Origin of the sequence: Citrobacter sp. C5_2 (assembly GCF_014596845.2) — a bacterium.
Taxonomy (GTDB): domain Bacteria; phylum Pseudomonadota; class Gammaproteobacteria; order Enterobacterales; family Enterobacteriaceae; genus Citrobacter; species Citrobacter werkmanii.
This window is the reverse complement of record NZ_CP115032.1, coordinates 3664897-3678305: the sequence shown is the minus strand read 5'-3', so window position 1 is coordinate 3678305 and position 13409 is coordinate 3664897. Positions and strand designations below refer to the sequence as shown.

At 54.0% G+C, this 13409-nt stretch carries 12 protein-coding genes; 9 read left to right on the top strand and 3 right to left on the bottom strand.

From position 1 onward, the window contains the following. Positions 1 to 21 precede the first annotated feature (21 nt). Positions 22 to 648: a multifunctional acyl-CoA thioesterase I/protease I/lysophospholipase L1 gene (tesA, locus tag ICA20_RS17955; RefSeq protein ID WP_003021850.1), complete on the bottom strand. Its 627-nt coding sequence runs from the start codon at positions 646 to 648 to the stop codon at positions 22 to 24. Here tesA and ybbA point away from each other — a divergent pair. From ybbA to ICA20_RS17925, 6 genes are all read left to right on the top strand, one after another. Beyond that, complete coding sequence (gene ybbA / locus ICA20_RS17950; RefSeq protein ID WP_038638411.1) at positions 616 to 1302, top strand: putative ABC transporter ATP-binding protein YbbA; 687 nt, start codon at positions 616 to 618, stop codon at positions 1300 to 1302. The genes tesA and ybbA overlap by 33 nt on opposite strands. Then, entirely contained in the window at positions 1299 to 3713 is a 2415-nt protein-coding gene (gene ybbP / locus ICA20_RS17945; protein WP_038638413.1) for a putative ABC transporter permease subunit YbbP, read from the top strand. Before ybbA ends, ybbP begins: the two co-directional genes overlap by 4 nt. 187 nt (positions 3714 to 3900) lie before the next feature. Continuing rightward, the gene (locus tag ICA20_RS17940) at positions 3901 to 5034 is read left to right on the top strand and encodes a porin (RefSeq protein ID WP_038638416.1); all 1134 of its coding nucleotides are present in this window, start codon (positions 3901 to 3903) and stop codon (positions 5032 to 5034) included. A gap of 245 nt (positions 5035 to 5279) precedes the next feature. Beyond that, positions 5280 to 6110, top strand: a complete 831-nt coding sequence (locus tag ICA20_RS17935; RefSeq protein WP_038638419.1) for a MetQ/NlpA family ABC transporter substrate-binding protein — start codon at positions 5280 to 5282, stop codon at positions 6108 to 6110. Between the two features lie 63 nt (positions 6111 to 6173). Continuing rightward, positions 6174 to 7190, top strand: coding sequence for a virulence-associated ABC transporter ATP-binding protein SfbB (gene sfbB / locus ICA20_RS17930; protein ID WP_038638422.1), 1017 nt, complete (start codon positions 6174 to 6176; stop codon positions 7188 to 7190). Further along, the gene (locus ICA20_RS17925) at positions 7183 to 7842 is read left to right on the top strand and encodes a methionine ABC transporter permease (protein ID WP_003831085.1); all 660 of its coding nucleotides are present in this window, start codon (positions 7183 to 7185) and stop codon (positions 7840 to 7842) included. The genes sfbB and ICA20_RS17925 overlap by 8 nt, the downstream gene beginning before the upstream one ends. Here ICA20_RS17925 and mnmH read toward each other — a convergent pair whose 3' ends face one another. Together mnmH and allS are read right to left on the bottom strand one after the other, a co-directional pair. Then, positions 7843 to 8937 carry a tRNA 2-selenouridine(34) synthase MnmH gene (mnmH, locus tag ICA20_RS17920; protein ID WP_038638425.1) on the bottom strand — a complete coding sequence of 365 codons (1095 nt, stop codon included), beginning with the start codon at positions 8935 to 8937 and terminating at the stop codon, positions 7843 to 7845. 69 nt (positions 8938 to 9006) lie between these two features. Beyond that, positions 9007 to 9933 carry an HTH-type transcriptional activator AllS gene (gene allS, locus ICA20_RS17915; protein ID WP_038638428.1) on the bottom strand — a complete coding sequence of 309 codons (927 nt, stop codon included), beginning with the start codon at positions 9931 to 9933 and terminating at the stop codon, positions 9007 to 9009. A gap of 227 nt (positions 9934 to 10160) precedes the next feature. On the opposite strand from allS, the gene allA reads away from it, so the two are divergent. The 3 genes from allA (at position 10161) to gcl (ending at position 13406) form a co-directional block, all read left to right on the top strand. Then, complete coding sequence (gene allA, locus ICA20_RS17910; RefSeq protein WP_038638430.1) at positions 10161 to 10643, top strand: ureidoglycolate lyase; 483 nt, start codon at positions 10161 to 10163, stop codon at positions 10641 to 10643. A gap of 75 nt (positions 10644 to 10718) precedes the next feature. Then, positions 10719 to 11540: an HTH-type transcriptional repressor AllR gene (gene allR / locus ICA20_RS17905; protein WP_038638433.1), complete on the top strand. Its 822-nt coding sequence runs from the start codon at positions 10719 to 10721 to the stop codon at positions 11538 to 11540. Positions 11541 to 11624: 84 nt separating this feature from the next. After that, complete coding sequence (gcl, locus tag ICA20_RS17900) at positions 11625 to 13406, top strand: glyoxylate carboligase (protein WP_038638436.1); 1782 nt, start codon at positions 11625 to 11627, stop codon at positions 13404 to 13406. The last annotated feature ends 3 nt before the right edge of the window (positions 13407 to 13409 follow it).

The window sequence follows — 13409 nt, the reverse complement described above, 5'->3', positions numbered from 1 at the left end:
CCTGTCAGGATCTCCGTTGAATTACGAGTCGTGATTAACTAGAGGAGTGAGATGTTGCGCCATCCAGTCGGCAATAAACGGCTGGGCGTCACGATTAGGGTGAATACCATCATCCTGCATCCACTGGGGTTTCAGATAAACCTCTTCCATAAAAAAGGGCAGCAGAGGGATATCAAACTCTTTGGCGAGCTTTGGATAAATCGCGCTAAAGGTTTCATTATAACGGCGACCGTAGTTTGCCGGCAGACGAATTTGCATCAATAGCGGTTCGGCATTTGCCGCTTTCACGTCCTGCAGGATCGTGCGCAGGGTTTGCTCGGTTTGCGCAGGCGCAAAGCCGCGCAGGCCATCGTTGCCGCCAAGTTCGACCAGTACCCAACGCGGCTGGTGCTGCTTGAGTAATGCAGGCAGACGGGCCAGGCCCTGCTGCGAGGTGTCGCCGCTAATGCTGGCATTCACCACCGGCGTTTTGGTTTGCCATTTATCATTAAGTAGCGCAGGCCATGCGGCGCTGGCGGACATACGGTATCCGGCGCTCAGGCTGTCACCCAGAATTAATAACGTGTCCGCAGCGGCGGCGCGGAAAGTTAACAGGACCAGGAACAGGAAAGGCCAATGCCAGCGGAAAACATTGTTGAAGTTCATCATCTTAAGAAATCCGTCGGTCAGGGTGATCATGAGCTATCCATCCTTACCGGAGTTGAACTGGTTGTCAAACGCGCCGAGACCATTGCGCTGATTGGCGAGTCGGGATCGGGGAAATCCACGCTGCTGGCGATCCTCGCCGGGCTGGACGATGGTTCCAGCGGTGAAGTGAGTCTGGTGGGGCAGGCGCTACATACCATGGATGAAGAAGCCCGGGCACAACTGCGGGCAAAACATGTGGGATTCGTTTTCCAGTCATTCATGTTAATCCCGACCCTGAACGCGCTGGAAAACGTCGAACTGCCCGCGCTGTTGCGTGGTGAAAACAGTGGAAAAAGCCGCGACGGGGCAAAAACGCTGCTCGAGCAACTTGGGCTGGGAAAACGTCTGGATCATCTTCCGGCCCAGCTTTCCGGCGGGGAGCAGCAGCGCGTGGCGCTGGCACGGGCCTTTAACGGGCGTCCGGATGTGCTGTTTGCCGATGAGCCGACGGGCAACCTCGATCGCCAGACCGGAGACAAAATTGCCGACCTGTTGTTTTCTCTGAACCGGGAACACGGCACCACCCTGATTCTGGTGACGCATGACCCGCAGCTGGCGGCGCGTTGCGATCGGCGCTTACGTCTGGTGAATGGACAGTTGCAGGAGGAGGCATGATTGCCCGTTGGTTCTGGCGCGAATGGCGCTCGCCTTCATTACTGATTGTCTGGCTGGCGCTGAGCCTGGCGGTAGCCTGCGTACTGGCGCTGGGCAACATCAGCGACCGTATGGAAAAAGGGCTGAGCCAGCAAAGCCGCGAGTTTATGGCGGGAGATCGCGCGCTGCAAAGTTCACGTACCGTGCCGAAAGCGTGGATTGACGAGGCGCGGCAGCGGGGGTTGAAAGTCGGCGAGCAGCTGACTTTCGCGACCATGACTTTTGCCCGTGACACGCCGCAACTGGCGAACGTCAAAGCGGTAGATGATGTGTATCCGATGTACGGCACGTTGCAGACCAATCCGCCGGGGCTGAAACCGCAGCCGGGTTTGGTGCTGCTGGCCCCACGCCTGATGGCGCTGCTCAATCTAAAAATCGGTGATTCCATTGACGTCGGAGACGCCACGCTGCGCATCGCCGGCGAGGTGGTGCAGGAGCCAGATTCCGGTTTTAATCCGTTCCAGATAGCGCCGCGCCTGATGATGAGCATGGCGGATGTCGAAAAAACGGCGGCGGTCCAGCCGGGAAGCCGCGTGACATGGCGCTATAAATTTGGCGGAACGCCGCAGCAACTGGACGCGTACGAAAAATGGCTGTTGCCGCAGCTAAAGCCTGAACAGCGCTGGTACGGGCTGGAGCAGGATGAAGGCGCGCTGGGGAAATCACTTGAACGTTCACAACAGTTTCTGCTGCTGTCGGCGCTGTTAACGCTGCTGCTGGCGGTCGCTGCGGTTGCTGTGGCGATGAGCCATTATTGCCGCAGCCGTTACGATCTGGTGGCTATCCTGAAAACCCTCGGCGCGGGCAGAGCGCAACTGCGTAGGCTGATTGTTGGTCAATGGCTGATGGTGCTGGCGTTGTCTGGCGTGACCGGTGGGCTTTTCGGGCTGTTGTTTGAGCACGCGCTGGTGGTGTTACTCAGGCCGGTCCTGCCCGGCGATCTGCCGCCCGCCAGCCCCTGGCCGTGGCTGTGGGCCTTAGGCACCATGACGGTAATTTCGCTGTTGGTAGGGTTGCGTCCTTATCGGCTACTGCTGGCGACGCAGCCGCTACGTGTGTTACGCCGTGACGTGGTGGCAAACGTCTGGCCGCTGAAGTTTTATTTGCCGGTGGTATTAGTTGTTGTGGTCGTCCTGCTCGCTGGACTGATGGGCGGAAGCCTGCTGTTATGGGCTGTGCTGGCCGGTGCGGTAGTACTGGCGCTGGTGTGCGGCGTGCTCGGTTGGATGCTGCTTAACGTGCTGCGTGGTCTGACGCTCACCTCGCTGCCGTTGCGTTTAGCGGTCAGTCGACTGTTGCGCCAGCCGTGGTCAACGCTCAGTCAACTGTCGGCATTTTCACTTTCCTTTATGCTGCTGGCGCTGCTGCTGGTGCTGCGCGGCGATCTGCTCGATCGCTGGCAGCAGCAAATGCCGCCGGAAAGTCCAAATTATTTCTTGATCAACATTGCCAGTGAGCAGGTTGTACCGCTGAAGTCATTCCTGTCGGAACATCAGGTGATCCCGGACTCGTTCTATCCCATTGTACGTGCGCGTCTGACAGCCATTAATGATAAGCCGACCGAAGGTAATCAGGATGAGGCGCTTAACCGCGAACTTAATCTGACCTGGCAGGATACCCGCCCGGATCATAACCCGATAACCGCCGGAAGCTGGCCGCCGAAAGCGGGGGAAGTGTCGATGGAAGAAGGGCTGGCGAAGCGGCTAAACGTGAAGCTCGGCGATCGGGTGACCTTTATGGGCGATACCCAGGATTTCAGCGCCACGGTCAGCAGCCTGCGTAAAGTGGACTGGGAAAGCCTGCGGCCTAACTTCTTCTTTATTTTTCCTTCCGGGGCGCTGGACGATCAGCCCCAGAGCTGGTTAACCAGCTTTCGTTGGGAGAACGGCAACGGCATGTTGACGCAGCTTAACCGCGAATTCCCGACCATCAGCCTGCTGGATATTGGCGCCATCCTCAAACAGGTGGGCCAGGTGCTGGAGCAGGTAAGTAGAGCGCTGGAAGTGATGGTGGTGCTGGTTACCGCCTGCGGCATGTTGTTGCTGTTGGCGCAGGTTCAGGTGGGGATGCGTCAACGTCATCAGGAACTGGTGGTCTGGCGCACGCTGGGAGCAGGCAAGAAATTGCTGCGTACCACGCTGTGGTGCGAGTTCGCTATGCTCGGGATGGTCGCCGGGCTGGTGGCGGCCATCGGTGCGGAAACCGCGCTGGCTGTATTGCAAACCCGCGTATTTGACTTCCCGTGGGAGCCAGACTGGCGGCTGTGGGTTGTGCTGCCGCTTTGTGGGGCATTGCTCCTCTCTTTATGCGGCGGATGGCTCGGTTCACGACTGCTTAAAGGTAAAGCGCTGTTCCGTCAGTTCAGTAATTAATTCCTGCCAGTGATGATTACGCACCGGTTTTTTAAATCGGTGCGTTTTTTTATCTATGTAGCACAAATTGATAACCCCTTGATATTTAACAGCACAGAACAATAAAAACCCAACAACACGAGTGTATTAATAAACGTTAATATTTGTATGCTTAATAATTGGCAGGCTATCTATCAAGGTACAAATAATGACTATAAAAAAAACGGCGCTGGCGGTATCGATCGGCGCAGCAGTGGCATTAACGACTTTCGCTTCCCAGGCGGAAATCACGGTCCTGAAACAAGATCCGCAGGCGGGCGATCCGCTGAGCCGTCTTAACTTCACCGTCGGCGGGAGTATTCGTCCGCAGTTCCAGAATATGGCCGGTGACGATGGTAAGAATGGCTACAAACGTAATGGCTTCGACGGCGGGACGCGTTTCCGCTTCGCCGCAGACTACTATCTGTTTGATGATATCAGTTGGGTGAGCTACTACGAGCTGGGCGTTAACTTCCCGGCCATGTTCAACTGGGATAATCACTACGCTGACGGCGCCAACAATACCACGCGTCGTATGCTGTACACCGGTCTGAAGAGCGCGACCTGGGGTACGCTGACCTTCGGCCAACAGAACAGTATTTACTATGATGTGGTCGGGGCGAAAACGGATATCTGGGATTACGATATGATCGGTCAGGCGCCAGGTAACGGTATCAATGGCGACTATGACGGTTCCTATCGTACACGTAAATCATTGAAGTATAAGAAAACGGTGGGGGATGTTGATCTCTACGCATCTTATCTGTTCAGCGATGATTACAACCCGAACAACGGCCTGCGCTACAAGCGTAAAGGCGGCGGCTCGTTGGGTGTGGATTACCACATCACCGATGACCTGACCTGGGGTACGGCGTGGAACTACACCCGTGCGGAAATGCGTGGCGACACCAGCAAAACCTACGATCAAAACATCGTCGGTACCGCACTGAGCTGGAAACCGGATAACTGGACCTTCTCAATGGGCGGCGGCTGGTATCAAAACTTCATGACCACCAAAAAAGTTTCGGTTAACGACTACTTTGCCGGTGATGCCTGGGGTCTGGAATACTTCGCGGGTTATACCTTCCCGATTGGTCAGTATGCGCTGAAATCTGTTCAGCCGTACTTTATGGGCGATCGTATCGAATACGTGAATGGTCGTAACTATCTGCGTACCGACAACGGTGTGGGTATCAGCTTCCAGTTGGATTACGGTTTCCGTGTGGATTACGAACACGTCTTTACCTCCAGCACCGACAACCTGGGCGATATGAACCTGGTGCGTCTGCGTTACGACTTCTAAGTCAATTTTCCTTCCAAAGCCGGGTAGCCAGGGCGTTATCCGGTTTTTTACTCTCCGTTGCCGAAAAACGCATAAGCACCTTCCTTGCACATTCAACGACATACTTCGCAACATCATGAAATAATTTCAAGGACAGCGGGTTGTGATCTGTGTCATGTTAGAAATCTGCCTGTTATCAGGCCAACGAGAACAACGCCGCATGAACGGCGTGAGACATGACACCACAACGTTAAAATGGAGAAAATATGGGATTGCGTCAGAGTTTACGCGTCGCGACCGGGGCGCTATTACTGGCCTGCGGCTTACAATTTGCTCATGCGAACAGTGACCCGCATACCATCGTGTTTGGCGTCGCGCCTGGACCGTACGGCGATATGGTGAAACAGGCTATTGCCCCTACGCTGAAAGAGAAAGGCTATAAGGTGGTGGTGCGCGAATTCAGCGACTACGTGCAGCCGAATATGGCGCTCTCCAACGGCAGCATTGATGCCAACCTGTTCCAGCACTCGCTCTATTTTGACAAATTCACCGCCGATAAAGGACTGAAGCTGAGCAAGCTGATTGTGGTCCCGACGGCCGGGATGGGGTTTTACTCGCACAAAATCAAAAGCCTGGATGAGTTGAAAAAAGGGGATGTGATCACGCTGTCCAACGATCCGACCAACCTGGCCCGCGGTCTGCGTTTCCTGCAATCCATTGGCCTTATCACCATCAAAGACAATATCGATCCCACGAAAGCCTCCGAGCGTGATATCGCCAGCAACCCGAAAGGGCTGGTGTTTAAACCCTTGGAAGCGGCGCAACTGCCGCGTACTTTGGACGGTGTGACCGGCGCGCTGGTCAACGGTAACTTTGCCGTGGCGGCAAAACTGGATCTTTCCAGCGCCATCAAGCAAGAGCATCTGGATGAAAACCTGAAAAATATCATTGCGGTACGCAGTGAAGATGCGGATAAACCGTTCGCGAAAGATATTGTTGAAGCGGTGAAGTCTCCGGCGTATCGCGCGGTGATCGACGATCCGCAAAACATCTACAGCGCTTTCCAGAAACCGGAATGGATGTCGGCAGCCCAATAATCGCTGCATGCAAGGGTTAACAGGGGCAGCGGCGACTGCCCTTTTCGCATTTCTGAGGTGGATATGATTGAGATAGAAAAGGTTTGCGTGGATTTTACCGCAGGCCGTGGACCCTCAACCCGGGCGGTTGATGACGTCAGCTTGCATATTGGCGCGGGCGAGATATTTGGTATTGTCGGGACCAGCGGCGCGGGGAAAAGTACGCTACTGCGCACCTTGAACGCCTTAACGCGTCCGAGCAAGGGAAGTGTGAAGGTGAACGGCGTAGAAGTTTCTGCGCTGGAAGGCGCTCAGTTACGTAAAGCGCGTCAGCGCATTGGCATGATTTTTCAGCACTTTAATCTGATGCATACCCGCACCGTGGCGCAAAACGTCGCCTTTAGTCTGAAAGCTGCCGGGTGGGAACGCAGCAAGATTGCTCCACGCGTCACCGAGATTCTGGCGCTGGTCGGACTGTCTGATAAGGCGAACCGTTTTCCGGTTCAGCTCAGCGGTGGTCAGAAGCAGCGCGTAGGTATTGCCCGTGCGATTGCTAATCATCCGGATGTGTTGCTGTGCGATGAACCCACTTCCGCGTTAGATCTCGAAACCTCGGCCACGATTCTGGCGCTGCTTAAGCAGATCAACCAACAGTTGGGGATCACGATCGTGCTGATCACTCACGAGATGAACGTGATCAAATCGATTTGCGATCGCGTGGCGGTGATGTCAGGCGGCAAGGTGGTGGAGTCCGGGGAGGTGTTTGACGTTTTTGCTCACCCACAGCACGCCTTCACCCAGCAACTGGTGTCGCATACCCTCAATCTGACGCTACCTGAGCGTCTGCGCCAGCATCTGCCCGGCCAGTTGCTAAAAATTCTTTTTATCGGCGATTCGGCGGAACAGCCTGTGCTGTCAGAAGTTGCGGTTAAATTTGGCGTGGCGGTGAACATTCTGCACGGCAAAATTGAATATATCGGTGAACGCGCGCTGGGGATTCTGGTGGTACAACTCACCGCGCCGCATAACCCTTCTGCGGTGGATGTCGCCGTGGAACATATTCGTCAACGTACTGCTCAAGTGGAGGTGATTCGTGGATGATTTATTGCCTGATTTGACGCTGGCGTTTAATGAAACCTTCCAGATGCTGAGCATCTCAACGGTGCTGGCGATTATTGGCGGTTTGCCGCTCGGTTTTCTAATTTTCGTCACCGATCGGCATTTATTCTGGCAGAACCGTTTTGTGTATCTGCTCAGCTCCGTGCTGGTAAATATTATCCGCTCGGTACCGTTTGTGATCCTGCTGGTGCTGCTGTTACCGCTCACCCAGTTTTTGCTCGGCAATACCATCGGACCGATTGCCGCCTCCGTGCCGCTTTCCGTGGCGGCGATTGCTTTTTATGCCCGGCTGGTGGATAGCGCGCTACGCGAAGTGGATAAAGGCATTATTGAGGCGGCGGAAGCGTTTGGCGCCAGCCCGATGCGCATCATCTGCACCGTGTTGTTGCCGGAGGCCAGCGCGGGACTGTTGCGTGGACTGACGATCACGTTGGTGAGCCTGATCGGTTACTCCGCGATGGCCGGGATTGTCGGCGGCGGTGGGGTAGGTGACCTGGCGATTCGCTTTGGTTATTACCGCTATGAAACCCAGGTCATGATCGTCACCGTTGTCGCGTTGATTATTCTGGTGCAGGTCGTGCAGGTGCTGGGCGACTGGCTGGCGAAACGCGCGGATAAGCGCGACAGGCATTAATTACTGTGCGTTAAGCCATCCGGCCACGTCCTGCCAGGTGCCGCGAAAGACGATTTTCGCGGCTTTCTTTTCCAGTTGATAGCGATACATCGGGTCGTAATACTCGTTGAGCAACGGCACCAGCCAGCCCATGTGGGCGTCGGTACTGCCCGTCGACTGCTGTTCGTGCAGAGCCACGTCAAGCAGGGCGGTCAGCTCGGCAAAGCGCTGTAACCCCAGACGACGGCGGATAGCAAACAGACCGTGGTGCAGATACTCACTGTATTCCTGCCAGCCCTGGATCTCACCATAAGCGTGGGTAAAATCGTGGTGCATGCGCACGAAATACTCCTCGCGCAGGCGCTCCAGACGCAGCTCAAAAGGATCGTCCACCACCGCAATGGACGCCTCGGTCATGCGCTCGCGCAGGCATTCGGGCAGATGGTTAGCGCCGATCATCCGGCCTTCATCTTCCAGCACCCACTGGCGCAAATCCTGTCGGCTGTCCGTTTTGAGCATTTCGACTGCCAGCAGGTTTTCAAAACTCGCCTGGCTTAGCTGCGGCTCTACGGTACGTCCAAACGAGGAACCGCGATGGTGCGCCAGTCCTTCGAGATCCACACCGTTCGGCTGCTGTTGAACCAGTTGCGTTTTACCGTTCCCGGTACAGCCGCCAATTAAGACGATCGGTTTTTGCACCAATTCTTCCGTTATCCGTATGACCGCCTGGCGCAGAGCCTTATAACCACCTTGTATCAGCGGGTAGTCAATGCCGGACTCGTGCAGCCACTGCTGCACAATATGCGAACGCTGACCGCCGCGCGCGCAGCATAAATATCCTTTTGGATACTGGCGACAAGCACTCTGCCAGGCGTACATGCGCTGTTGGCGGGTTTCACCCGAGACCAGTTGATGGCCCAATTCCAGGGCAGCCTCAGGCCCCTGACGTTTATAACAGGTACCGACGGCGGCGCGTTCGTCATCGTTCATTAAGGGGAGATTGACTGCGCCCGGCATCGCGCCTTGTTGAAATTCGACGGGGGCGCGTACATCGATAATAGGCGTACCGGCGAGCAGAATCGCGCGATAGTCCTGTGCTGTTTGTGTGTCTTGCATAATAAAAAACGAAACCTCAAATCATCTTGCGTATCATTTTACGCGCCAAAGAGCAGGATGACTTGATTTTCAATCGCGTGCATTGTTGAAAATTGCTAAAAATCCGGCGATTTCTGGTTTTCGCTGCGTAAATAACGTCACAATATCTTCCACAGCCTTACCTGCGCCAAACTTATGCCAGGCGAGACTTAAGGGTGAAGGGGGGCGCATAGTAGGAATAATGCTACTGACCAGTTGCCCGTTATCAAGCAATGGCTGGCACAGCGGTTGCGGAACAAAGCCGATACCCACCCCGGCAAGATGCGCCGCAATTTTGGTTTCCATGTCCGGGACAATAATCTCTTTTTGGCCGGGAAGCCGCCACGCGACCCGTTTGGTCAGGGTGCGCGCACTGTCTTCAATGTTGATCGCCGGAAAACGGCGCAACTGCGCTTCCGTTAATGGACCACTGACGTCTGCCAATGGATGATTCGCCGACATAACAAACCGCCACTGAACAGACCCCAAAGGATCGAGGGTAAAAGTGTTGGCCATTGGTTCAGTACCCGTGACGCCGATGGCCAGAGAGAATCCTTCATACAGCAGTGAATCCCAGACGCCCATATAGATTTGCCGGGAAAAGTGAAACTGAGTAAAGGGATAGCGGGCGTTAAGCCAGGATAACAGGCGAGCGACGGCTTGCGGGCTATACAGCAGGTTGTTGACCACGATATTCACCTGACGCTCTACGCCATCGTTCACTTGCTGTAATTCGCTGGGCATGCTGTCCAGCCAGGCGAGCCAGTCCTTTGCCTGAGAAAGAAGATGCGAGCCTGCAGCCGTTAACGTGACGCTGCGGGTGGTGCGAAAGAACAGAGCAACCCCGGTATTTTCTTCCAGAAGCTTAATGCGATAGCTGATGGTGGCCGTGGTTTTACACAAGCGATCCGCCGCCCTGGAGAAACTCCCTGTTTCGGCTACGCCAATAAAAGTACGCAGTGTTTCTGGATCAAACATCGTCAGCTACTCCCTGAATGCTCTTCCGTAAGCCTGATTTCTTGTTCTCTGATTTATAAGTATTTTTACACAATGGCCTTGTTTAAATTGTGGTCTAAATCGTATTTTGGAAAAATATTCCAACTTTTGTGTTGATGTTAAATCCCGAAGGTTTTAGATTGCATGATATTGAAGCCGCTAACTGTTCTGGCTGCGGTTCAGAGGAATTCAGTTACAAGGAAAAGATGATGAAACTTGAGGTATTACCGTTAAATCAGCACACGTTCAGCGCCTATGGCGATGTCATCGAAACCCATAAACGTGATTTTTTTCATATCAATGATGGGTTGGTTGAACGTTATCACGATCTGGCTAATGTGGAGATCCTTGAGCAGGACCGAACGCTCATCAGCATTAACCGCGCGCAACCGGCAGCGATGCCTATTATTGTGCATGAACTGGAGCGCCACCCGCTGGGTACCCAGGCATTTATGCCCATGAAGGGCGAAGCGTTTGTGGTGATTGTCGCGCTTGGTGAGGACAAACCCGATCTTTCCACCTTAAAAGCTTTTATCACCAATGGTCAACAGGGGGTGAATTACCACCGAAACGTCTGGCATCACCCGCTGTTTGCCTGGCAAACCGTGACCGATTTTCTGACGGTCGATCGTGGTGGTAGCGATAATTGCGATGTTGAACGTATCCCGGCACATGAACTCTGTTTTGCGTGACGCTATTGGCCTTCTTGCTTAATATGAGCATATTGTTCATTGTTTATGCTCATATTTTGGGCCGGAGTAAATGTAGTGGAGACGGAAGTAAGACGGCGCGGCAGGCCTGGACAGACGGAGCCGGTTGCGCAGAAAGGCGCTCAGGCGCTCGAAAGAGGCATTGCGATTTTGCAGTATCTCGAAAGAAGTGGGGGGAGTTCGTCAGTCAGCGATATTTCCGGCAGTCTGGATTTACCGCTCTCCACGACTTTTCGCCTGCTAAAGGTTTTACAGGGTGCTGATTTTGTCTATCAGGACAGTCAGTTAGGATGGTGGCATATCGGTTTAGGCGTTTTCAATGTGGGCTCCGCGTATATTCATAATCGCGACGTCCTGTCGGTAGCCGGACCATTTATGCACCGATTAATGCTGCTGTCAGGCGAAACGGTGAATGTCGCGATTCGTAATGGCACTGAAGCGGTGCTGATTGGCCAGAAGGAGTGCAAATCGATGGTCAGGATGTGTGCACCTTTGGGCAGCCGTATGCCGTTGCATGCTTCCGGTGCGGGGAAAGCACTGCTTTATCCGCTGATGGAAGAAGAGTTAATGGACATTGTCGTGAAAACGGGTTTGCAGCAGTTTACGCCGAACACGTTGGTGGATTTTCCTACTCTGCTGCGTAATCTGGAACAGGCGCGCGAGAATGGCTATATTGTTGATCACGAAGAACATGTTGTTGGATTGAATTGCATCGCTTCGGCTATCTATGACGATGCAGGCAGTGTAGTGGCTGCCATCTCTATTTCGGGGCCCGCATCCAGACTGACGGAAGATCGTTTTATTAGTCAGGGGGAGCTGGTACGGGATACAGCACGAGATATCAGTACGGCGCTTGGGTTAAAAGCACCCGTAGCTTAAGTCGCAACCCGCTCAGAGGAGCGGGACTTTTTTGGATTTTTTTAAAGTTGGAAAAATTTTCCAATAAATAGAGGTAGAAAGAAAATGGCAAAAATGAGAGCCGTTGACGCGGCAATGTATGTGCTGGAAAAAGAAGGTATCACCACCGCATTTGGCGTGCCTGGAGCGGCAATCAACCCGTTCTATTCCGCAATGCGTAACCACGGCGGCATCCGTCACATTCTGGCTCGCCACGTTGAAGGCGCTTCCCATATGGCGGAAGGTTATACGCGTGCCGCTGCAGGCAACATTGGCGTCTGCCTTGGCACTTCTGGCCCGGCTGGAACTGACATGATCACTGCACTGTATTCCGCCTCTGCCGACTCTATTCCTATTTTATGTATCACCGGTCAGGCGCCTCGTGCCCGCCTGCATAAGGAAGATTTTCAGGCTGTCGATATTGAATCTATCGCCAAACCGGTCAGCAAAATGGCGGTAACGGTACGTGAAGCGGCACTGCTGCCTCGGGTTTTACAGCAGGCATTCCACGTCATGCGCTCAGGTCGCCCTGGCCCGGTGCTGATCGATTTGCCCTTTGATGTCCAGGTTGAAGAAATCGAATTCGATCCCGACATGTATGAGCCGTTGCCGGTGTACAAACCTGCCGCCAGCCGCAAGCAAATTGAGAGAGCGCTGGAAATGCTGATCCAGGCGGAACGTCCGGTTATCGTAGCGGGGGGCGGGGTGATTAATGCTGATGCTTCCGCACTGCTGCAACGTTTTGCGGAGCTGACCCATGTACCGGTTATCCCCACGTTGATGGGCTGGGGATGTATCCCTGACGATCATGAGTTAATGGCTGGCATGGTCGGGCTACAAACCGCGCACCGCTACGGAAATGCCACGCTGCTTGCTTCTGATATGGTGTTCGGTATTGGTAACCGTTTTGCTAATCGTCACACCGGCTCGGTCTCGAAGTACACCGAAGGGCGCAAAATCATTCATATCGACATTGAACCGACGCAAATTGGCCGTGTTCTGTGCCCGGATTTAGGTATTGTTTCTGATGCCAAAGCCGCGCTGACCTTGTTGATTGACGTCGCTCAGGAAATGCAGAAAGCCGGACGTTTACCTTGCCGGAATAGCTGGGTTGATGAATGCCAACAGCGTAAGCGGACGTTACTGCGTAAAACCCACTTCGACAATGTCCCGGTGAAACCACAGCGTGTCTATGAAGAGATGAATAAAGCCTTTGGTCGCGACGTTTGCTACGTCACCACCATCGGATTATCACAAATTGCCGCTGCGCAAATGCTGCATGTGTTCAAAGAGCGTCACTGGATCAACTGCGGCCAGGCTGGCCCTCTCGGCTGGACGCTGCCTGCTGCATTAGGGGTTTGTGTTGCCGATCCAACACGCAATGTCGTCGGGATTTCGGGGGATTTTGACTTCCAGTTCCTGATTGAAGAACTGGCGGTAGGCGCGCAATTCAATATTCCTTACATCCATGTGCTGGTCAACAACGCCTATCTGGGCCTGATTCGTCAATCGCAGCGTGCTTTTGATATGGATTACTGCGTCCAACTGGCGTTTGAAAATATCAACTCCAGCGAAGTAAACGGCTATGGCGTCGATCACGTCAAAGTGGCAGAGGGATTAGGTTGTAAGGCTATTCGCGTCTTCAAACCTGAAGATCTCGCTCCGGCGTTTGAACAAGCCAAAGTCCTGATGGCGCAGTATCGCGTTCCGGTTGTGGTCGAAGTGATCCTTGAGCGAGTGACCAATATCTCGATGGGTAGCGAGCTGGATAACGTGACCGAGTTTGAAGAGGTTGCAGACGGTGCAGTTGATGCGCCAACCGAAACCTGTTTTATGAAATATGAATAGAGG

Coding starts and splice junctions, on each gene's coding strand:
- allS (WP_038638428.1), bottom strand. CDS start 9,933: ATGTTTGATCCAGAAACACTGCGTACTTTTATTGGCGTAGCCGAAACA.
- ybbA (WP_038638411.1), top strand. CDS start 616: ATGCCAGCGGAAAACATTGTTGAAGTTCATCATCTTAAGAAATCCGTC.
- allA (WP_038638430.1), top strand. CDS start 10,161: ATGAAACTTGAGGTATTACCGTTAAATCAGCACACGTTCAGCGCCTAT.
- mnmH (WP_038638425.1), bottom strand. CDS start 8,937: ATGCAAGACACACAAACAGCACAGGACTATCGCGCGATTCTGCTCGCC.
- gcl (WP_038638436.1), top strand. CDS start 11,625: ATGGCAAAAATGAGAGCCGTTGACGCGGCAATGTATGTGCTGGAAAAA.
- tesA (WP_003021850.1), bottom strand. CDS start 648: ATGATGAACTTCAACAATGTTTTCCGCTGGCATTGGCCTTTCCTGTTC.
- ICA20_RS17940 (WP_038638416.1), top strand. CDS start 3,901: ATGACTATAAAAAAAACGGCGCTGGCGGTATCGATCGGCGCAGCAGTG.
- sfbB (WP_038638422.1), top strand. CDS start 6,174: ATGATTGAGATAGAAAAGGTTTGCGTGGATTTTACCGCAGGCCGTGGA.
- ybbP (WP_038638413.1), top strand. CDS start 1,299: ATGATTGCCCGTTGGTTCTGGCGCGAATGGCGCTCGCCTTCATTACTG.
- ICA20_RS17935 (WP_038638419.1), top strand. CDS start 5,280: ATGGGATTGCGTCAGAGTTTACGCGTCGCGACCGGGGCGCTATTACTG.